At 45.5% G+C, this 21,463-nt stretch carries 22 protein-coding genes; 8 read left to right on the plus strand and 14 right to left on the minus strand.

Annotation, left to right across the window (positions count from 1 at the left end; all coding sequences use genetic code 11):
- Positions 1-11: 11 nt before the first annotated feature.
- From PCH02S_RS13385 to PCH02S_RS13400, 4 genes are all read right to left on the minus strand, one after another.
- Positions 12-893 (minus strand): carbohydrate ABC transporter permease, encoded by an 882-nt coding sequence (locus PCH02S_RS13385; RefSeq protein WP_246069069.1) that lies wholly within the window; start codon positions 891-893, stop codon positions 12-14.
- On the minus strand, positions 890-1,774 hold the full coding sequence (locus tag PCH02S_RS13390) for a carbohydrate ABC transporter permease (RefSeq protein WP_127453727.1): 885 nt from the start codon (positions 1,772-1,774) through the stop codon (positions 890-892). The genes PCH02S_RS13385 and PCH02S_RS13390 overlap by 4 nt, the downstream gene beginning before the upstream one ends.
- 307 nt (positions 1,775-2,081) lie before the next feature.
- Positions 2,082-3,368, minus strand: a complete 1,287-nt coding sequence (locus tag PCH02S_RS13395) for an ABC transporter permease (RefSeq protein ID WP_127453729.1) — start codon at positions 3,366-3,368, stop codon at positions 2,082-2,084.
- Positions 3,361-4,266, minus strand: coding sequence for an ABC transporter ATP-binding protein (locus tag PCH02S_RS13400; RefSeq protein WP_127453731.1), 906 nt, complete (start codon positions 4,264-4,266; stop codon positions 3,361-3,363). The genes PCH02S_RS13395 and PCH02S_RS13400 overlap by 8 nt, the downstream gene beginning before the upstream one ends.
- A gap of 341 nt (positions 4,267-4,607) precedes the next feature.
- Between PCH02S_RS13400 and PCH02S_RS13405 the strand changes: the two genes are divergently transcribed.
- From PCH02S_RS13405 to PCH02S_RS13415, 3 genes are all read left to right on the plus strand, one after another.
- Positions 4,608-5,069, plus strand: coding sequence for a hypothetical protein (locus PCH02S_RS13405; RefSeq protein ID WP_127453733.1), 462 nt, complete (start codon positions 4,608-4,610; stop codon positions 5,067-5,069).
- Between the two features lie 25 nt (positions 5,070-5,094).
- Positions 5,095-5,544 carry a hypothetical protein gene (locus tag PCH02S_RS13410; protein WP_127453735.1) on the plus strand — a complete coding sequence of 150 codons (450 nt, stop codon included), beginning with the start codon at positions 5,095-5,097 and terminating at the stop codon, positions 5,542-5,544.
- A gap of 96 nt (positions 5,545-5,640) precedes the next feature.
- Positions 5,641-6,798: a S8 family peptidase gene (locus PCH02S_RS13415; protein ID WP_127453737.1), complete on the plus strand. Its 1,158-nt coding sequence runs from the start codon at positions 5,641-5,643 to the stop codon at positions 6,796-6,798.
- A gap of 35 nt (positions 6,799-6,833) precedes the next feature.
- On the opposite strand, the gene PCH02S_RS13420 is transcribed toward PCH02S_RS13415, so the two are convergent.
- From PCH02S_RS13420 to coxB, 7 genes are all read right to left on the minus strand, one after another.
- A complete protein-coding gene (locus PCH02S_RS13420) occupies positions 6,834-7,550 on the minus strand; it encodes an AAA family ATPase (RefSeq protein WP_127453739.1) in 717 nt (238 codons plus the stop codon).
- A gap of 195 nt (positions 7,551-7,745) precedes the next feature.
- Positions 7,746-8,201 (minus strand): DUF420 domain-containing protein, encoded by a 456-nt coding sequence (locus PCH02S_RS13425; RefSeq protein WP_127453741.1) that lies wholly within the window; start codon positions 8,199-8,201, stop codon positions 7,746-7,748.
- 18 nt (positions 8,202-8,219) lie between these two features.
- Positions 8,220-9,077, minus strand: a complete 858-nt coding sequence (locus tag PCH02S_RS13430) for a cytochrome c oxidase assembly protein (protein WP_127453743.1) — start codon at positions 9,075-9,077, stop codon at positions 8,220-8,222.
- A gap of 94 nt (positions 9,078-9,171) precedes the next feature.
- On the minus strand, positions 9,172-9,489 hold the full coding sequence (locus PCH02S_RS13435) for a cytochrome C oxidase subunit IV family protein (RefSeq protein WP_127453745.1): 318 nt from the start codon (positions 9,487-9,489) through the stop codon (positions 9,172-9,174).
- 1 nt (position 9,490) lies between these two features.
- Positions 9,491-10,105 (minus strand): cytochrome (ubi)quinol oxidase subunit III, encoded by a 615-nt coding sequence (locus tag PCH02S_RS13440; protein ID WP_127453747.1) that lies wholly within the window; start codon positions 10,103-10,105, stop codon positions 9,491-9,493.
- A complete protein-coding gene (ctaD, locus tag PCH02S_RS13445; RefSeq protein ID WP_174806777.1) occupies positions 10,102-11,934 on the minus strand; it encodes a cytochrome c oxidase subunit I in 1,833 nt (610 codons plus the stop codon). Before ctaD ends, PCH02S_RS13440 begins: the two co-directional genes overlap by 4 nt.
- Before the next feature lie 66 nt (positions 11,935-12,000).
- On the minus strand, positions 12,001-13,017 hold the full coding sequence (coxB, locus tag PCH02S_RS13450) for a cytochrome c oxidase subunit II (protein WP_127453751.1): 1,017 nt from the start codon (positions 13,015-13,017) through the stop codon (positions 12,001-12,003).
- Between the two features lie 279 nt (positions 13,018-13,296).
- Here coxB and PCH02S_RS13455 point away from each other — a divergent pair, with 279 nt between their 5' ends.
- From PCH02S_RS13455 to PCH02S_RS13470, 4 genes are all read left to right on the plus strand, one after another.
- The gene (locus PCH02S_RS13455) at positions 13,297-13,983 is read left to right on the plus strand and encodes a hypothetical protein (RefSeq protein WP_127453752.1); all 687 of its coding nucleotides are present in this window, start codon (positions 13,297-13,299) and stop codon (positions 13,981-13,983) included.
- A gap of 168 nt (positions 13,984-14,151) precedes the next feature.
- Positions 14,152-16,017 carry a DEAD/DEAH box helicase gene (locus PCH02S_RS13460; RefSeq protein ID WP_127453754.1) on the plus strand — a complete coding sequence of 622 codons (1,866 nt, stop codon included), beginning with the start codon at positions 14,152-14,154 and terminating at the stop codon, positions 16,015-16,017.
- Between the two features lie 159 nt (positions 16,018-16,176).
- Positions 16,177-16,764: a guanylate kinase gene (locus PCH02S_RS13465; RefSeq protein WP_127453756.1), complete on the plus strand. Its 588-nt coding sequence runs from the start codon at positions 16,177-16,179 to the stop codon at positions 16,762-16,764.
- Positions 16,765-16,845: 81 nt separating this feature from the next.
- On the plus strand, positions 16,846-17,997 hold the full coding sequence (locus PCH02S_RS13470; protein WP_127453758.1) for a virulence factor: 1,152 nt from the start codon (positions 16,846-16,848) through the stop codon (positions 17,995-17,997).
- Between the two features lie 47 nt (positions 17,998-18,044).
- On the opposite strand, the gene PCH02S_RS13475 is transcribed toward PCH02S_RS13470, so the two are convergent.
- Complete coding sequence (locus PCH02S_RS13475; protein WP_127453759.1) at positions 18,045-19,292, minus strand: M48 family metallopeptidase; 1,248 nt, start codon at positions 19,290-19,292, stop codon at positions 18,045-18,047.
- Positions 19,289-19,795: a hypothetical protein gene (locus tag PCH02S_RS13480; protein ID WP_127453761.1), complete on the minus strand. Its 507-nt coding sequence runs from the start codon at positions 19,793-19,795 to the stop codon at positions 19,289-19,291. Before PCH02S_RS13480 ends, PCH02S_RS13475 begins: the two co-directional genes overlap by 4 nt.
- Positions 19,796-20,088: 293 nt before the next feature.
- Between PCH02S_RS13480 and PCH02S_RS13485 the strand changes: the two genes are divergently transcribed.
- Positions 20,089-20,838 carry a C39 family peptidase gene (locus PCH02S_RS13485; protein ID WP_164819556.1) on the plus strand — a complete coding sequence of 250 codons (750 nt, stop codon included), beginning with the start codon at positions 20,089-20,091 and terminating at the stop codon, positions 20,836-20,838.
- Positions 20,839-20,912: 74 nt separating this feature from the next.
- Here the strand turns inward: PCH02S_RS13485 and infC are convergent, their stop codons facing one another.
- The gene (infC, locus tag PCH02S_RS13490; RefSeq protein ID WP_127453825.1) at positions 20,913-21,398 is read right to left on the minus strand and encodes a translation initiation factor IF-3; all 486 of its coding nucleotides are present in this window, start codon (positions 21,396-21,398) and stop codon (positions 20,913-20,915) included.
- Positions 21,399-21,463: the final 65 nt, after the last annotated feature.

The raw sequence follows: 21,463 nt of genomic DNA on the forward strand, positions 1-21,463 counted from the left end.
GTTGAAAAGTATTACTCTTTAATTGCTCCGTCCATTAATCCGGCAAAAATAAATTTACGCAGAACCAAATAAATCAAGATGGTTGGCAACATCACCAAAATAATCGCGGCTGACAACTCATTCCAATAGGTCGCGCGCTCGCCTACAAACGTCATCAACGCGGTAGATAGCGTACTTAGTTTCTTCGAAGGCATATATAAATAAGGAATGTACATATCGTTCATAATATCAACGGCCTTGATGATTGCCAGTGTAGCCGTTGCGGGCAGCAAGAGTGGGAATAGGATCGAGCGGAAAATCCGGAAATACGATGCTCCATCCAAAAGCGCGCTTTCGTCCAGCTGCTTCGATATTTTCTCAATAAATTGCAGATAAATGAAAATTTGCATCAAATCCGTTCCGGCATAAATGATTAACGGTGCAAAAATCGTATTATAGAGACCTAACGACTTAATCGTTTGAAAACGTGCCACTTCAGTCGTGTAGGCTGGTACGACGGACGCGATGATAAATAGCAGGAAGATCGTTTTTTTGAAGCGGAAATTGAACCGATTAAGTACGAAGGCTGTCATAGCTCCGAGAATAGCATTAATGACAACGCTAGAAACCGTGACACTAAGTGAGTTAATTAGTCCAACAAGCATATTCGCTTTCTCAAAGGCGACAGCAAAGTTGTGGAACGACCAGCTCTTAGGCAGCGCAAACGGTGATGTAGCCGCGAGCTCCGGGGATGTCTTGAATGCGGCGAAAACAACCACAAGCAGCGGAACAAAGATAATGATCGTGATGATCGATAAAATGACGTAATAGAGTGACTTGCCAAGAAAGGAAAACAAATTTGCCTTTTCCACTCTGCGAGGTTTGGCTGCAAGTTCGGCTTGAGGCATGCTCATGATGATTTTTCCCCTTTCTCACGAATAAATAGGTTCTGAATGAAGCTGAATGCAATGATCATAACCATTAAAATAATTGCCAAAGCCGAAGCTAAGCCATAACTATTGAATTTAAAGGCCGTATTGATCGTGAAAATCGTAAACGTGCTGCTTGAAGTACCTGGACCGCCTTGTGTGACAAGAAAAGGAATATCGAAAACTTGAAGTGCTCCCCGAATATTTAAGAACAAAATAATTTCAATGACGCGGCGAATGCCTGGTAAAACGATATAGCGGATCTGCTGTATTTTGTTAGCGCCATCAATCGTTGCAGCTTCATACAGATCATTGGGTATAGATTGCACCCCTGCTAGAAATAAAATGATATGAAAACCTGCAAATCGCCATAAGGAGATTGCGACAAGAGAATAGTTAACGATTTTCACGTCACTGAGCCAGTTATGAATCCAACTCTCCAGACCGATGGCCATCAACACCTCGTTGATCGGACCGTTCACTGGGTTGTACAAATATCCGAAAATATAAGCGACCGCTACACCATTAATGATGTAAGGAAGTAAAACGATAGAACGGAAGAACTCGCTAGCTCGCATTTTGGCATTTAACATAACCGCCAATAAAATCTCAATGGGAATCAACAGCGCATGGATAATAAAATAAAGCCAGTTATTCGAAAGCGATTGCCATACTTGCGACATTTTGAGCGCTTTCAAATAATTGTCAAACCCTACAAAGTGCAAATCTCTGCTAATTCCATTCCAGTCAGTCAAACTGTATTGAAACAGTTTCACCGTAGGGTAGATGAGAAATAACAGCATTAATCCAATCGGCAACGCAAGAAAAGAAAAAATAAGCACTCTTTTTTGCATTATGTTGTTCATGTACTTCCCTCATTCCTTCATCAATGATGTTTGTAATGACAGCGGTGCAGGTGCATACCCCTTAGATCATCTTTTTGTAAGCCTAATTTTAGAGAGAATGGACGCGCTTTCACATGATAATTTTTGTGCTTTCAATTGATAAATTTTGTTGGCTGACAGAAGTAAAGGTGGAAGAATTGGCACGTTCATGCCCAAGGTGGTTCACCTTGGAACTGGGTGGGACAGCCGGTTGACCGGCAAGCATCACTTCTCGCGAACCCCAAAACATAAAAAAACGCAGGCAACAGATGCCTACGTTTTCACATATTTAAACCTTATAAGCCCGCATCGCTTTGCGCAGCTCTCGCCATGTAGGCCTTTTACCATACATGAGCACGCCTGTGCGGTAAATTTTAGCTGCCACCCAAGCCATTGCTCCGATCGAGACCAATTGGATGACAATCGACAGCCCTATCTCCCACAATGCCGGTGAGCTCATCCCTATTCGCAGGAACATAATCAGTGGCGAAAAGAAAGGCACGAAGGACATCGTGACAACGAATCCGGTATTCGGATTATTTAATCCGAATATCGCGATCATAAACGCCGCTACGACCAGCATCGTCACCGGCATAATCGCCTGCCCCACATCTTCCGTGCGGCTTACCAGTGAGCCAACCGCCGCGAAGACAGTTGCGTAAATAAAGAAGCCTAAGAGATAGAAGATCAAGAAATAGACAATAAGTGAAGCCGGCAGGTTTTCCCACTTCAGATTAAACTGTGAGACGAGCTGGCTGCTGCTGGATAAGCTTAAATTTGCAACTCCTACAGCAATAGAGAGGGCTATCTGGGTTAATGCCAGCAAGCAAATACCAACGATTTTACCGAACATCTGCTTAAGCGGTGAAACGCTCGTGATGAGCAGTTCCATCACCCGCGAGCTTTTCTCAGCGGTTATTTCCATTGCTACCATATTGCCGAAGCCAATGACGCCCATATACAGCATGAAGAGCATAACGTATACCAGGGCATAGGACATGACCATTTGCGACTCTGTCTTGCCCGCAGCCCCTTCATTGTTCATAAGAAGCTGCACAGTCTCCAAAGAGACAGGAGCTTGCATGTTGGCTTTTTGCTCCGGGGCAATTCCTGCTCCCTGCAGGACCACATCCGTTTTGACCAGCTGTAGAGCGGTCTGAAGCTTGTTTTTGAGCGAAAACTCCATCGTTCCTTCGGACTTATAAACCGCTTTGGGGAATCCGGCTACGGTTGTATCTGTGAATTCGAGATAACCTTTTATCGATTTATCCGCAATTTTCTTCTTAGCGAGCACCTCATTCGCTACGGCACTTCCTGCGTCTTGTAGAGGTACAATGACAATGTCCGGTTTCTGCTGAGTATTGTAAAAAGCGGCCAGTTTGTCTGCGACCTGCTCTTGTTTTCCCGGGAACACGCCGATTTTCGTCGCTTCATGCGAAGATAGCTTTTCCATGATGGTTGGTAGATGTATGAGAACGGATAAGAGTACGATTAGAATCAAACTCATCACTCGAAAGGATTTGGAGCGGAAACGAGTTAAGTAGGTGAATTTTATAACGGTCCAGGTCCTATTCATGTGCATTCCCCACCTTTTGAATAAAGATTTCATTCAGTGTTGGCTCCATGATTTGAAACCTATGTATAGTAGACTGCTCTATAGCACGCTGTAAAATCTGTTGGGGATCAGCCGTGGAATCTATCCGAATTTGATAGCCATTCTGCTGCTTTTCCACAGCCGTAACGCCTTGAAGCTGTTCCAAGCCCTCAACCGGTCGCTCGGTTTGCAAGATGATTTTCTCTTTTGGAAATGCTGATTTAATCTCCTTCAAGCTCCCCTGCAGTATCGTATTCGAACGATGCAATATGCAAATATGTTCACAGAGCTCCTCCACATGTTCCATGCGATGGCTCGAGAATAGGATCGTTTTTCCCTCGTCGCGCAAGCTTTTCACTGTCTTTTTCAACAACTCCACATTCACGGGATCCAGTCCGCTAAAAGCCTCATCCAGGATCAAAATATCCGGATTATGTATGACGGCAGCAATAAATTGGATCTTCTGCTGATTCCCCTTGGACAGCTCCTCAACCCTCTTATTGTAGTACTCCGGGACGTCGAACCGGTCAAGCCAAGCTTTCAACTCTGCCTCCGCTTGCTTACGGGATAGACCTCGCAACTCCGCTAAATATAGAATCTGTTCGCTTACTTTAATTTTGGGATATAGGCCGCGCTCTTCGGGCAAGTAGCCCATAAGCGTTTTCAACTCTTCACGATAGCCCTTCCCTTTCCACAAAATATGTCCCTGATCGGGATAGATAAGGCCGAGAACCATTCGCATCGTTGTCGTTTTCCCTGCACCATTAGCGCCTAGCAGTCCATAAATCTCTCCCTCCTGCACACGAAGATGGATAGCGTTCACAGCGGTTTTCTCACCGTACTGCTTCGAAACGTTTTCTACCGTCAGCGGGTATGTCATGTCCTAGACCTGCCTTTCTTAAATAAGTTGCTTGCCAATCTGCCTATAAGACCATCTTACAATAGTTTTAAAAAAAGGAAATCCAAAGCCAGTACCCAACAAATCAAGAATACTGATTTTTAGTTTATTGCTTCTAATTATACGCCAAAAGATTAGTAGAAAAGTTTTTAAGATGCAAATATATATAAAACCAATAAATTAAAACTGGAAATAATTTATATTTCTTTTTTTGTTATAAATATCCATATTAGGACTTTTGTACCTTATTAACGGAATAATTTTATGCTAGTTTAATAGACATGGAATATTTTTCCATAACATATTTTAAGGAGGAGTATCAAATGTTCAAAAAAACGTTTCTACTATCTACACTTGTCGCTGCACTGTCCTTTAATGCGATTCTCCCAACCACACAAGCTTTCGCCGCAAAACCTTCTGATGTAGTTACAACTGGGACTGCCGGAGTTACAACTGATCATGTTGAAGCAGCTGGAAAATGGGGACTTCTAGTTAGAGGAGCACTTGTTGCTATCAAAAGTGCTATTAAATACGGGGGTGACGCACTTTCCTATGTAGTTAAATGGCTCGACGCAGATACTGCTAAGTACCTCTCCAACAACTCTAGTAAAATTGCCAACGGTATCGACAATGCAATTGGTAAAATCAATGAATTGACCGACTATACTACAGCTACGATTAGAGGCATCATCCTTGATGGTCTTCGCCTGGCAGGTGTACCTGATAAATACGGTGTAGGTATTGCTGAGGCTATTGCCACCACAGTTGATTGGTTGTTGTTATAATGATATGTGAAAGGTGGCTAAACTAATGGAACGTAGAGTAAAAGAACTAGAAGAACTCGTAATAAAACAAAATGGTCAACTTCGAGAGATACAAAGCAAACTTGAATTATTAACAGATAGAGTTTTACGCTTATCGGTTTGTAAAGCATCTAATGGTGACTTTCCTTTCTATGATTTGATATTGTCTTATGGAATTACACCTGATCAACAAGCCCAAATCACTAGGCTGTTTATGGCATTATCCGAAAAATTAGCTTGTAATGCTTTGCCTACTCGTCTTAAAGAGACTGAGAGCTATTCCACTGACTATTTATTTAGTGACCAGCCTATTCAATATGATGATGTAATTAATTCAATTATAAAAATCTGGCCAACCACAGATGACAGTTTGCCTCTATCTCTTATAAAAGCAATGAAAGATCAGGGGATGCAAGTTCACGTTTGTGATTATCTACTCTCTAAAGTTACAACATAGTTGCTTAGTGCTTAGTTTTAAATTCAATCAGAACGGGTGTTAATAATAATAATAAAAATTTGTCGTATAGTGTTCCCCTGCATACTACTCTGGAGTATGGCGTCAGATGCATTAGCTCAATCCTCAACATTAACTCAAGAACCTATAGTGCCGTATATAATATCATTCAAAACCTCCATAGATTACCATCTGGTCTCTAAATTTGAGGGGAAAATACTGCAAGAGTATCAAAATATACCTGCCGTTGTAGTGGAAATTTCAGAAAGTAACGTTCTAAACTTAAAAAATTCTTCTTCTCAAGTTGAGTTTATTGAACCTGATCTCAAAATCAATGTTGTATCAGATGTGAACTCTTTGCCTGAACCTCATCTTATGTCCAAAGTGACATCCCAACCACTTATCCTTAGCGAGTCAACATCAACACAAACAATCCCTTGGGGGATTGAAAAAGTGAATGCCCTAGAAGTCCAAAAGAAAGGTTTTACAGGAAAAAATATCAAGATTGGTATAATCGATTCAGGAGTTGATTATACACATGATGATTTGTACGTGACTGGCGGGATAAGTTTCGTTAAAGGAAGTCCAGATTATATGGACGATTTTGGGCACGGGACTGCGGTAGCAGGCATTATCGGTGCGAAAAATAATTCTATAGGTGTCGTGGGCGCAGCACCTGATTCGCAATTATTTGCTATCAAGGTGTTGGATTCAAAAGGAGATGGATATGTAAGCGACGTAGTGTCAGGAATTGATTGGTCGATAAAAAGCAATATGAATATCGTTAACCTGAGCCTTACAACAACAACAGACAGTAAAACACTTAAAAAAGCTGTAAAAGAAGCCTATAGAAAGGGTGTACTTTTGATATCTGCTGCTGGAAACATCGGATTCAACGAAGGCGATACTATCACTTATCCAGCTGCTTATAAAGAAGTTATAGCAGTGGGAGCAATAAACAGCAGAAATGAAAGAACATTCTATTCAAGTTCAGGAAAAGATTTAGAACTAATGGCTCCAGGAGCAAGCATCTACAGCACATCTCCTAATGACCAGTATTCAATGAATCTTGGTACCTCAATGGCTTCTCCACACGTCACAGGTGTCGCCGCTCAAATATGGGAAGCCACCCCCCATCTTAAAAACAAAGATATTCGAGAGATTTTAGATAATACTGCAACTAAAATGGGGGAAAAAGCTTCATATGGATATGGGCTGATTGACGCATTGAATGCTTTGAATTATACAAAGAAATAAAATTTACAGATATGGGACCAGTATCTTCGGTCCCTTCATTCACCTACTTCATCAAATAACTGACTAAGTACTTTATTCCGATTTTCTAAAAACCTTCGCGTAATCTGGTAATGAGATGTGTCCTCATACGAAATTTGTGTGATAGGGTTACTATCGAAGTTTATGATTTGAGCATCTGGATAACCCATCAAAATCGGAGAATGAGTTGCAATAATAAATTGTGAAAATCCAGATAGATCCTTAATAATCTGAAGCAACGCTAGCTGTCTTGCTGGTGATAATGCTGCTTCGGGTTCGTCTAATAAATATATCCCCTTGTCTTTAAATCTGTGTTTAAACAGACTAAGAAATGATTCTCCATGAGATTGACTATGAAGGGAGCGACCGCCATAAGATTCGTAGCCACCAACTTGATCAATGTGTGTAGCAAATTCATAAAAGGATTCCGCTCTCATAAAAAATCCGGTTGTTATCTTAGGAAACCAGGATAATCTCACATGATTCCCCAGCGCAGCTTCAGAAGATTCCACATAATAGGTATTATTCCTTCCACCACCTGCTGTATTGAATCCGCATTGATAGGCGATTGCCTCAAGCAGTGTCGATTTCCCCGAACCATTTTCCCCAACAAAAAATGTAACGTTACTTGTAATATCTAAAGTGTTCATTTTCTTTATTAATGGCAGAGAAAAAGGATAGCCTGTGAAATTAATTATTTTATCCTTTTGAATGGTCACACTCTTTAAAAACATGTACGGTTACCTCCCAAAAAAACTTCATATCTTCAGAACAAGATTCATACAAGCAATTTCCCTAAAATGCACTAGTAACCTAATTGTACCATATGTAACAATACAAAGAGGCGAAGATGCAGACGTCAAAAAAAGCTGCTCAGCCACTGGCGAGATGCCAGAAAGCAGATCAGCTTCGAAAAAAATGAACTTTATTTATAGTCCAAAAATCGCATCAATAACCGGCTTCGTCGTTCCACCGGGATACATCAAGTAGAGCAAAACGTAAACCAATACACCCGTTGGTGCTGTTAAAAGCCATACAATTGCCGCAACGCGGCCAATTTTCTTATGCTTGAGAAATTTGTTTTTGTACGCAAACCAAAGTGTTATTAACCCAAGAACACCGCCTACCGTAGCTAAGGCAATATGGAAAAACAAAAATAAGTGATACGGCAGCTTCAAGCTCTCAGGTCCACCGAATGAGGTGTTCCCCTCAAACAGCGTACGCGACATATATATAATAAAAAACGCTAGTGCGAAAATGGCTCCAAGAACCATCAGTTTTTGATGGGTTTCCCGGTTCCCTTTCACAATATGATACCAGCCGAAACCGACAAAAATGGCACTGATCACGATAAACATCGTAGAAATCGTTGGTAAAATGTGCATCTCCCTAAATCCTTTCCCCTAAGCGCGATTCCAATTACCGCCCTGATTATTCAGACCCTCTTGAGTCTCTATAAGATCCATATCGTCCTCTTCCTTCCGCTCTCTGCGGTACCACCGGAAGAAAATATAGGCAAGTGTTGCTCCATAGACAACTTCCTGAACAATCTTCATTAGAACGCCACCCAGTTGCTGGTCATCCAGAGGTGATAAATGGGCGAAGGGTACGGTTACATTCGCGTACATGTCATAAATGATCGTATCCGCGAAAATAATGAGCGCACAGGCTGGTGTCAGCAGAATACCATTACCAAAGATGTAAGCCATCTTCTTCAAATCATTTAAGCGATTCATCTCAGGCAGTGGACAAAAAACAGGGAACCACATCATGAAAGCAGTGAATAGCAGCAGCGTGTGGTAACCGAAAAGCGATAGATCATGTATCATTAAGTAATCCATAACCAAAGGCATATGATATATGGAGAAGAGCATGTTAAATAGGAATAATGCGATTAACGGACGTGTGAAAAAAGAAAAAATTCCACGAATAATCGTTATTTTCATCAACGAACGCATCATCCACGCCGGTGTGCCCAGCCATATGCAGATCGGAACAATTAAGTACAAAATAGTTTGCTGCAACATATGCATACTGAACAAGAAGTGATGCCCAATATAATTAATCGGGCTTCCTTGACCAATATAGAAGAGAGCCAACCCAATATAGAAAGAAATCTGCTGCGAAACCGAAACTGTTTCATTCTCTGCGGAATTCCTTTTCCCCTTAGCGACAAAGCGACGATACATGTATCCGACAACGACGATCACCAACAGTAATACCGGATTCCACAACTCGAAAAATCCACCAATTTGGCTCATAGCTGATCTCTTTCTCCTTTCAAATTCATGCTAGACCTTCATTCTAAAAAAAGAGGAGGCACTTTGCCTAGACAAAGTTGCCTCTTCCAGTGGTTTACCACCACATCCAGTATACGGCTGTAATAACACCTGTAAGAGCTACGAATGCTCCACCCGCAAGAAAAATTAACGGGAATAAGTGTCCTCTCTCTTTGGCATGCATCCAGAAGAACAACTGGATAATCGCTTGCACAAGCGCCAAAGTGACGATGAAGATCAAGATAAACGAACGATCCAGGTCTCCGTAGAGCACAACTGCAAATGCAAGCATTGTCAGCAAGATCGAGATAATGTAAGACAAGTAGTGGTTCAATGGAGATTCATGCTTTACTCGTTTGCTAGGTGCGTGTGTATCATGAGAATTGCTGCTCATCTTAGTGACCCACCTTCCCCATCAGATAAACGACTGTGAAGATAAATACCCAGACTAAGTCAATAAAGTGCCAGTACAACGCTGCTACGTAGAACTTAGGTGCTGTAACAACGGTAAGACCTTTCTTAAGTCCTTGTAAAATCAACAGTGTAATCCAGCAAATACCGAATGCAACGTGCGCTCCGTGGAAGCCAACCAGCGTATAGAACGAAGTTGAGAAGGCACTTGTTGTAAATTTATGACCCTCGTGAACATATTCAACGAACTCATAAATCTCAAGACCCAAGAACGAAAGACCAAACAATACCGTAATCAGAAGCCAGAATAACAATTGGCCTAACTTCTGTTTGTGCATCGCGATGATCGCGAACACGCTTGTTAAACTACTTGTCAAGAGAATGAACGTGGACCAGCCCACTGTTTTGAGCTTGAAAATCTCATCGGCAGTTGGACCGTCTGGAACAGAGTTCCGAAGTGCAATGTAAGTTGCGAATAAACAACCAAACAATACGACCTCGGCACCAAGGAATAACCAGAATCCAAGAACCTTATTTTTCCCTTCGAGGGTAGCCGTTTCCGGATTAGCAGGCAGTGCGCCCGTGTGATGAGTACTCATGCCTTTACCCCCTTGTCATCTTCAAGTTCTTCCGGTTCAATATGCCAACCATGATCGTCGTATACGGAGCGGCAGAACATTGCAATTAATGTAATAACCATACCCGCGCCTGCTACATAGTAGTTTCTGTACATAAAACCGAAACCAGCAATGAACAAACCAACGGACATAACTAGCGGCAATATGGATGCTGACGGCATGTGGATCGAACCAACCGGTTCAGCCGGAGTCATTTGTTTATTACCTGCCATTTTTTCTTTCCAAAGTGCATCATAGCCGCGAACAAGCGGAGTTTGTTTAAAGTTATACTCAGGTGCCGGTGAAGGAATCGACCATTCCAATGTACGACCATCCCATGGATCAGATAAAGCCGTAACTGGTTTCCTGGATGTTGCAATGATGTTGATAATGAACACAATTGTACCGATACCCATGAAGAAGGCACCAATCGTTGAAACCAAGTTACCTACTTCAAGATCATACCCTGGTTGGTACGTAAATACACGACGCGGCATCCCCATCAGACCCAAGAAATGCTGCGGGAAGAATGTTAAATGGAAACCGATGAAGAACAACCAGAAATGTAATTTACCCAGTCCTTCGTTCAACATACGGCCAAACATTTTCGGCCACCAGTAGTACAGACCCGCGAACAAACCAAGGATCAGACCACCAACGATAACATAGTGAAAGTGAGCAACTACGAAATACGTATCGTGGTATTGGAAGTCTGCTGCAGGAATCGCAAGCATAACCCCTGTTGTTCCACCCATAACGAACGTCGGGATGAAAGCTGTTGCAAAAATATTAGCTGTAGTGAAGCGAATTTGCCCGCCCCAAAGGGTGAACAACCAGTTAAAGATTTTAACACCTGTAGGAACTGCAATGGCCATTGTTGCGATCGAGAAGATCGAGTTAGCAACTGGACCCAAGCCTGATGTAAACATATGGTGAACCCAAACCATGAAGCCCAAGAAACCGATTAATACAGTTGCGAAGACCATGGAGCTGTATCCGAAAAGACGTTTTTTGGAGAACGTTGATACGATCTCAGAAATAATACCAAACGCAGGAAGAATCAAAATGTAAACTTCGGGGTGCCCGAAAATCCAGAACAGATGCTCCCACAATACGTTGTTACCGCCTCTGGCAGCATCGAAGAATGCTCCGCCAAAGACACGGTCAAACATTAGTTCAACTAGCGCTACCGTAATGGCTGGGAACGCAAGAACGATCAAACCAGAAGTGATAAAAGCTGCCCATGTAAACATTGGCATACGCATATACGTAAGGCCAGGTGCACGCATGTTGATAATGGTAACAAGGAAGTTAATCCCCCCGATAAGTGTACCAATACCAGCAATTTGCAAACCTAGAACATAGAAATCTGTACCTTGAATGTTACCCTCGAGCGTCTGCCCCCAACTGTTGTCGGTAATGGAGGACAAAGGAGCATACCCCGTCCAACCGGCATCCGGTGCGCCACCCAAGAACCAACTCGTGTTCATCAATACGCCGCCGGCGAAGAACAGCCAGAAACCAAGTGAGTTCACGAATGGGAACGCAACGTCCCTTGCACCAATTTGAAGAGGAACGATGGCATTCATGAATGCGAAGATGATCGGCATCGCCGCAAAGAAAATCATCGTAGTTCCGTGCATCGTTGTTAATTGGTTAAATGAATCACCGATGAAAATATGTTGATCGGGATAAGCGAGCTGAATCCGAATCAGAATGGCTTCAAGTCCTCCTACGAGGAAGAAAAGCCCGCCCGCAAGTAAGTACAGGATACCGATCTTCTTATGATCGACTGTTGTAAGCCAATCCATTAGACCGGTATGTTTTTTTACTGGATGAGAGTGAGCCAACGTATTAACCTCCTTTACCTGAGAAGTTTATTTCAAAGTCTGTAAGTACTGAACGATATCGTTAATTTGGGCGTCATCAAGCTTGCCGCCTGCTTCTTTACCGAACGCCGGCATTTTGTTGCCTGGTTTCTGATCTTGCGGATTATGTATCCACAGCGCCATTTTCTCAGGAGTATGTTCCAGAATACCAGCAAGTGTATCGCGATCAGCGAAACCTTTAAGGTTCGGAGCAACACCAGGACCATTAGCTGTAACTGCGTGACAAGACATGCAATTTTCTTTGAAAAGCTCTTCACCCTTCTGAGCTGTTGCCGGCACAGTGACAGGCGCTTTCATTTTCGCTACCCATGCATCGAAATCCGATTGGCTTTTCGACTCAACCGTGAAGTTCATCAAGGCGTGCGAGGCTCCGCAAAGCTCTGTACATCTACCTTGGAATGTAGCGATTTCATCCGCTTGCAGGTAAAGCGTATTTGTGATTCCAGGGTTCGTATCTACTTTACCGCCTAGGGATGGTACCCAGAATGCGTGAGAAACGTCCGCGGAAACAAGTTCAAAAGCAATAATTTTATCCTTAGGCACAACTAGCTGTTGAGCAGTCGCGATGCCTAGATCTGGATATTCAAACTGCCACCAGAACTGATGCGCAGTGACTTTGACGTGAACGGCGGCTTTGTCCTTATTGTAGTTCGTTGAATGCTTGAAAGTGTAAGATACTGTTGGCACCGCAAGTACTAACAGTAAGAGAATCGGAACAACGGTCCAGATAATCTCAAGCACGTGGCTTCCTTCCACTTGTTTCGGAATGCTGTTGTCGCCTTTCCGCTTTCTAAAGCGAATTAAAACGTACACATAAATCGCAAATACGACAATTACGACAAAAACCATGATAAAGAGACTTAATTTCATCAAAAACAATTGCTCTGATGCAACAGGACCTTTTGGCTGTAAAGCAGACAGAGTTGGGTCTCCACACCCGGTTAGCAAGAACGTCATTACCGCTAAAAGGGGTAGCAGACGCCATAACTTTTTCAATCGACTCATTGTATCAACCCCACTTTTAAAACATTATTTTTACCACGATGGCCATGCCCATGTCAATTCACTTTATTAACTATAAATTCGTGAAAAGTTTTTGTCAATCGCTGGAGGAGAGTTCACAAATTGTTCTTAAACCGCTCTGTAGCGATATATTTTCCCTTCATGGTTATTTCCATACACCCACCTCTTTATGCACAAAAGCGTATATTTGTGAACACGAATAAAAGGAGAGAAACATCCCATCCTATAGACATTACACTCTAGATTGGGAGGTCTTTATTGATGCTCAGTAAGTTAGGTTTTCCGATTTCTGGATTGCTATTCCTCATGCTGACTTTATCAGGCTGCGGGGAGGGCGGACGGGAATATGGCAAGAGTCCCGATCATACCAACTTCGGTGCTCCCGTCGATAAATCGACAGAATCCGAGAGAGCCTACCAAACTCAACAGCTCTCTGGTCCAGTTTCGCACAATAATACTAGTCTGGCCTACAATCAGTTTCTATCAAATCAACTCAACGCTATGAATGGTGTGAATACGGCCATTGTCATGACAACGGACAAAAATGCCTATGTCGCCCTTATGATTGACAGCAGCGCTACAGGCACCAAAGGAACAACGAAGGAGACAAACAATCAAGGAACGAGCAAAGGCTTTTACAATGATAATGCTCCTCACGATGATTATTTGCCTTCCAATGATTTGAACAACGGGTATAACAGTTATGAAACAGCCGTTCATCATGACCTGTTATCTCATCGTTTTAAACAAGCTATGGCAGAGAAAATCCGTTTGCTCCAACCCAATGTGATGGATGTCTATATTTCAGCAAATCGGGATTTCCTTAACAAAATGAACAGCTATGCTCAGGAAAGTTGGAAAGGGAATTCGCTTATGCCGCTTCTCACCGATTTCAACAAGACTGTGGAGCGCGTTTTTGGAACTGCACAAGTATTGCCCAGTAAATAAAAACATTTTCTACTATATATAGTAGATATTTAATGCTTGTAGGCCGGCCCCTGTTTCCATTTGTCTGGCATTCCTGTACAATGGGGGAATCGTCTTAACAAGGAGAGACTTTGGACTACCACCAAAGATCCCTATCAATAGTAGGAAAAAGGGAGCTGGCCAATTACCATGTCAAGTGGATTTGCCTCATTAGGAATAAGAGAAAAACTCGTTGGAGTTTTACAAGCATCAGGCGTTATCGAACCGACCCCCATTCAAAGGGAAGCTATACCTGTTTTATTAAAAGGCACGGATGTTATCGCACAAGCACAAACAGGCACAGGTAAAACCCTTGCCTTTGTTCTTCCAATATTAGAAACGATCGATGTGGAAAGTGCAGATGTTCAAGCGCTGATTCTGACACCTACACGCGAACTGGCCATTCAAATTACGAATGAGCTGAAAGGCCTTGTCCAAGTGACTGGAGTAAAGGTACTTGCAGCCTATGGCGGGCAAGATGTAGAAAAGCAGCTTAGAAAGCTTCAAGGGAACATACATATAGTAGTAGGAACACCGGGAAGACTGCTTGATCACCTTCGCCGCGGTTCTATCAATTTCTATAAATTGAAAATACTCGTATTGGATGAGGCTGATCAAATGCTGCATATGGGTTTCCTTCATGAAGTGAAGGACATCATTGCACAAACGTCTCCTTATCGCCAGACCCTTCTCTTCTCTGCCACCATGCCTGAACAAGTGATGAACCTGTCCAAAGCTTATATGAAGGACGCCAAAGAAATTAAAATTCAAAGCAAGCAAGTAACGTTGACCGAAATTGAGCAGGTGCTCGTTCCGACGACTGACCGTCAGAAGCAGGATGCTTTGATTGCCGCTATTAAACAATATAAACCTTACCTCGCGATGATTTTCTGCCGGACCAAGGCAAGAGCCATTGCTTTAAATGAAGCTTTACAGGAACTCGGGCTTATGTCCGACGAACTACACGGAGATCTGTCACAAGCCAAACGTGAGCAAGTTATGAAACGATTCCGGGATGGTCGTATCGAGTTATTGGTCGCTACGGATATTGCTGCGCGCGGGTTAGATGTCGAAGGTGTCACCCATGTCTTCAATTATGACGTACCGCAAGACGCAGAAAGCTACATCCACCGCATCGGCCGTACGGGTCGTGCCGGGGATACGGGCGTTGCCGTGACTTTCGCCACGCAACGGGATATGCCGACCATCGAATTGATCGAAAAAGGCATCAAAATGTCCTTAAGGGGAGCATCCGAGCCTCAAGTGCGCCGCGTTCGTTCAAGCTCAGAAGATTACCTCGAGCATGAAGGCCGCGGATCAGGCCGGCGTGGCGGCGGAGCTTCTCGCAGCGGCCGCAGTGGCCGAACATCCGAGCCGCGCGCTCAGATAAGCCGCGGAAGATCCGGCGCGCGGGAAGAGCGTGCCGGCGTGCAATACGGCACGGGACGTTCCGCGTCCAGAGGCGGCGAAAAATTTGGTGCGCGCAGCGATGCGCCAAGAGGACAACGCCCTGCGAAGGTTAATTCGGAGCGCAACCCGAACACTTGGGGTCGCGCAGAGAGAAAAGAGCCGGTAGATGCAGGACCGGGTCGCGGAGACAACATGAGTGCTGCCAAAGCGCGAGTCACCCGTTCTTGGGGTCGTGGCGAATCCGACCAACGCCCTGCAGGACGCGGTGATGGCACAGACCGCAAACGCTCTGCTCCGCACGGCGATAAATCCTACTCGCCGTACAACAAGTACGCCGGCACAGGCCGCGACGATGCAGCAAGCGCATCACGCGCGATTCGCAGCGGTGGCAAAGGCCGTGGCGATAGCGCCGAGCGCAGTGCCGGACGCAGCGACAGCTTCGGCTCACGCGGCGGCGCAGCTTCACGCAGTGACCGTCCAGGCCCAGCACGCGGCTACCAGGGTGGCGGCGAACGCGGCGGCCAATCGCATGGGCGCAGTGGCGACAGAAGCGGTTCACCTCGGGGCGGTGCACCACGTGGTGGCGGACGCGGCGGCAAACGCTAGTCAGAAAAGCGTTTCCATGCTAGACCTTTACCGAATAACCCGAACCATGTAAAATATAAGTATGGCTGAAGTTGATCCTACTTAGACAAAAATCGTTTCATACCGTTGCACGCACGTAGGATTTACCCCTCACTTTTCACAAATAAGGAGGTATGTTCCATGTACGCATTAAAGGACAAGGAAATGATTTTTGTATTCACCGGTCCACACGGAGCCGGTCGTAAGACGGTTGCTGAAATGTCAGGTTCTACACTGGGCATGAAGCAGGTTATCTCTTACACCACCAGACCTCCGAGAGCAACCGAGGAAGACGGTCAAGACTATCACTTTATCTCCCCTGCTCAATTTGTACAGGCGCAGGCCAACGGTGAATTCATTGAGGTTAGCACCGTCAATGATCATTTATATGGGATTAAAAGTGCCGATATTGAACAGATGTTCGAACACAGCGGAAGCATTTATTTAATCTTGAACCGCTTCGGCGCGGAAACGCTCAAAAAACATTACGGTGATCATGTCATTCTGGTTTTCATCTACGCGCAGCGCGATATTCTCGAAGAGCGGATGAGAGAAAGCGGAGATTCCGAAGAGATCATTCAGAAGTATCTCTCTTATTACGAAGATGAGCTGGCTTTCCGCGATCAATGCGATCACGTTTTCGAGAACGTGGATTTGGCCCATACGGTGTTTGATCTCACCAAAACGCTCGATAAATACCTAAACCGCAACCTCGTTGATTTGGATTAATATGAAATGCCTATAAACAGGCCTGGACGTACCTACGTCCGGGTCTTTTCATGTAACATCCGACTGGAAGGAGTGTCATTAATGAAAATTATATCCATAGAACCTACACCAAGCCCAAATTCCATGAAACTTAACATGGACGAATCGCTGCCTGCCGGCGTGCGTAAAACCTACACAAAGAAAAACAGTACGGAAGCCCCGGACAACGTTCAGCAATTGCTCGCTGTTCAGGGTGTGATCAGCTTATTCCATGCAGCGGATTTCATTGCGCTGGACCGTACCTCCAAGGGGGACTGGCAGTTCATTTTAGCCAAAGCCCGCGAGATTTTGGGTGTTGCCGAAGGCTCTGCCAGCAGTAATGACTTGCCGCTGGAACAAACGCAAGCTGAAGCCGCCTTCGGAGAGGCACAAGTCCTCGTGCAGATGTTCCGCGGCATCCCGCTCCAGGTACGGGTGCGCGCCGGCAACGAAGAAGCGCGCGTGGCGATGCCCGAGCGCTTCACGCAAGCTGCGGTCCGCGCAGGTACGGCATCGCCGAACCTGATCAAGGAGCGCAAGCTGGAAGAGCTCGGCGTGCGCTACGGCGAGCTGAAGGACATCGCGGGCGAAGTCGTCCAGGAGCTGGACGCTTCTTACGACGACGCCCGCGTCGAAGCTTTGGTCTCCAGCGCGATGCTGGAGACCGACGTCCCTCCTTCTTCGGAAGCCTCCGAAGAAGATCAGACCGGCGGCGCAACGCTGGAACAGCTGCGCCACAGTGACTGGAAGCTGCGGTACGCCGCGCTTCAAAAGATCCAGCCGTCGCTGGAGACGCTGCCGCTTCTCGTCCATGCCCTGCAGGACGAGAACACGTCGATTCGGCGACTGGCAACGGTTTACCTCGGGGATATCAAGGAACCCGAGGTACTGCCTTTCTTGTATCGTGCCCTTGAGGACGATACCCCATCTGTTCGTCGGACGGCTGGCGATACGCTGTCCGACCTTGGCGACCCCGCCGCCATGCCGGCTATGGCGAAGGCGCTCAAGGACCGCAATAAGCTGGTCCGTTGGCGCGCGGCGCGCTTTTTGTACGAGGTCGGCGACAACTCCGTGCTGAAGGATCTGCAGGAAGCGGCGGACGATCCTGAGTTCGAAGTGCGCATGCAGGTCAAGATCGCGCTGGAGCGTATCGAGGGCGGGCATGCCGCCGAAGGCTCGGTCTGGCAGCAAATGACGCGAAGGAACGAGCAATAAATTTAAAGGCTAGTGAAGCAGCGGTTGTCCGCTCCCTCACTAGCCTTTTATTTGTCAAACTGCTTAAAATACATAATCCGATCCATAATCTCCGGATGCGAGCCGCGAAACCAATGAACCAGCTTCGGTTGGGTGACAGGGCTCAAGTTCTCTTTGGCAATTTGCTGAAAAGCGCGAATGGCGGCGTTGCCATCTCCTGTCAGTTGCATCGCATACACATCTGCTCGGTGCTCAATTACCCGGGAGAAGGCATTTTGAGCTGGCGCGGAGATAAAGCTCATGACCGTAACCAGCAGCAGCAGAATGGGCAGCGCCGCTAGATCATTTTCTCCCCGAATTCCCCATCTATGGGCCCAGCGTCGAAGGAAGAATCGATAAGCGTGAAATGCCAGCCATAAACCCACCAAGCTAAGCGCAATGCCATAAGCAAGGCCGATATAGATATGCTTTTCTACATAGTGTCCCATTTCATGCGCCATCACGGTTAAAATCTCATCGGGCTGCAGTTTTTTCAGCGTTGTATCCCACAGCACAATTCTGGCGTTGCCGCCTATTCCATTGACATAAGCGTTAATCGCATTGGTCCTCTCGGACATATTGACCTCGTAGACCTGCTTAGCCGGAATGTGTGATTCCGCCGCCAATTGAAGAATTTGCGCCTTAAGCTCTTGATCCTGAAGCGGCTTGAATTCATTGTAGAGGGGATCAAGCACAACGGGTTGAATGAACGTGACGAACACAATCAATGGAACAGACAAAAGCCAGAACCAGAACCACCATCGGTTGGGACTCCATTTTAACACCAGTCTGAATATCCAGACCATCACAATGGTTCCTACGGCATTTAACAGAAAATCCTTCACATGATCCCCTAGAAAGATCGCTAGCGTCTCTGTCGAGATTCCGTAGGCTAGATCGATTTTGAACAAGAAATAGTCCACCGGCAGGAACAGCACGTCCATCAACAGAGTAAATAGAAGCACAAAAACGACCATTTGCAGAAAGGAAGCCTTGAACAGCTTTTCTGATAAGCTTCGAATACGGACAGCCACACCAAGGAGCAGCAGGATCAATCCAATTTGCAGCGGAGAACTGAGAAAATAAGCTAATGACCGAATGCGTGACAAGGATTCAGCTTTGTCTATTTCCTGTGCCGTCATGAACGTGTGCGGGTCCGCGCTGGTGCCAACCAGATCTCGAGGTATCCCAAATACATCTCCTTTTAATAAATACACAATCATGACGATCGCATACACGCCAAAAGCTGCGCCAAGCCCTATGTACAGACGCTTCATTTCATCCCTCCACCGCCAACTTCATATAAGTTAATTAACAGCCAATCCGGTGTAAAATCTCTGGACAACAGCCAGACTTGCGTAAACCTTCCACTTGGCGGAACGAGCTTATGCTTGAAACTGAGCACATCGGACATCCCGAACAACAGAGATACGTTGCGTATGAGCAGCATACAAGGATAGTCATGGGAATAATCCTGCAACTTCTGTTCCTTACTCACAATGCGATCATTAATGACCTTAATGAAATTATCCAGCACTTCCGCCCCAGGCTTCGTGAGCTCGGATCGTGACATCATACGTCTGGCTTCCTCCATATCGTAGAACAAATGAGTCACTTCTAGTCCTACTTGCTCGTTATTGGCATCCTCCAGAAGCGCATCCGGCTTCTCCTGCTGGCGAACCATTCGCAGATCTACCGGGTTATTTATATTATATAGTTCAAGAAAAATATCGATAGCTGCTTGCTCTAGCGCCTTTTTCTCCTCTTCATGCTTATTCATATACTTCCCTCTTATCTATGGAACGGGTATTTTTAATCATTTTACCCTATTGTATGAGCTATTGCCTCATATGGTCATCTCTAGTCCTTCTTTCATGCCATAAAATATGCGCAAGATGCCGTCCGTTTTCCTAGACTATGCCGCTTGACCATCCTTATATGTCTTACTGACTTCATCTTGCATTTCCAGATTCTTCATGATGTAATGAAAAGATCGTACTGGAACGGAAGTGATTTCACATCAAAAAGTTGACATGCTGCCTTATCGTTATATGGTCCGTGATGTGCTTGGCATTGCCCAAGCCTACTGCGCCTGCATTTGTACAAGCTCTCCAACCCGTCGCGCCAAGTCCGCCTGCTAGTGAGATTAGTGAGCCGCTACTGGCTACATCTGCGCCAGTACCGGTACCAGTACCAGTACCTCTGCCGTCTGCTGAACCCATTACGCCTGTAGAGCACCATTATCAGGTGCCTAATGCCCCTGCTTTATCACAGCTTCCGGAGCTGCCTAATGGGTGCGAAGCCGTGGCGGCTACCATGCTGCTGAATTGGGCTGGGCTTCCTGTCACCAAGGAGGAAGTGGCTGATGCGCTCCCAAGAGGCGAGATGCCAGCTGAGAACGCCGATGGGGCTTTTGTGGGCGGCAATCCAGAAGACGTTTTTGTCGGCAACCCCTATAAGGCGGGCTATGGCATTTACCATAAACCGATGTATGCCACAATGAACCAGCTATTGCCTGGGCGTTTCAAAGATATCACAGGCGCTTCTTTTGAAACGCTGCTGAGCGTCATAGAAGCAGGCAAGCCCGCCATGATTTGGGCTACGGAACATATGGATACCCCTTATCTGGATCTGGAATGGCAAGATGACAAGGATCGGCTCGTGGAATGGTATCAACCTGAACATGCCTTGCTGCTTACCGGCTGGGACGATGATTATGCCTATATGAACGACCCAATGACCGGACAGCAGGAAGCTTATGTATTAAGCGACTTCAAGCAAGTGTGGGAGCTTATGGGCTCGCAGGCCATTACCTTGAACTAAGCGGCTTTCCCTATAACGAAAAAAAAGCATGAACGTCTCTTTCCTTCCAGAACGAAGGAGCGTTCATGCTTTTCTTATAAAGGATCCAACTGCACGGAAGCTTGCTTTCCGCTGAGCTGAATGCCTGTTTGCTTGCGTCCATAAGCGTTTAAGTCCTTCACCAGCTCTTCAAGCAAAGCTTTGGCCTGGGCACCTTCTTTGCCTGAAATCTTCACGACCAGCTGCACGGCATCTCCGCCTTGCAGGATTCGTACCGCCTGCTGGCGCTTCGTATCCAGATCGTGATCCTCGATGTGCGGCGTTAAGCGCAGTTCTTTCGTCTTTGGCGCTTGCTCCCGCTTACGGGCTTGCTGTTTCTCCTGCATCGCTTCCTGCTTGGCCTGGCCCGCTCCAATTAATTTGCACGGCGGCGGGCTGCTCATGAGCGAGGTACACACCAAGTCGACTTTCAACTGCTTCGCCAGGAGCAGCGCTTCCTTCGTGGACATCACACCCAGATCTTCACCCTGAATACCCGTGACATGAACCTCGGAGGCTTTGATTTTCTCATTCATAATCATCACCCGTATAACCTCCTATACGTACAACCTTCTCTCATAAACTATACCATATTGAGTAGTGAAAA

It is taken from the genome of Paenibacillus chondroitinus NBRC 15376, from assembly GCF_004000765.1.
Lineage (GTDB): Bacteria > Bacillota > Bacilli > Paenibacillales > NBRC-103111 > Paenibacillus_E > Paenibacillus_E chondroitinus.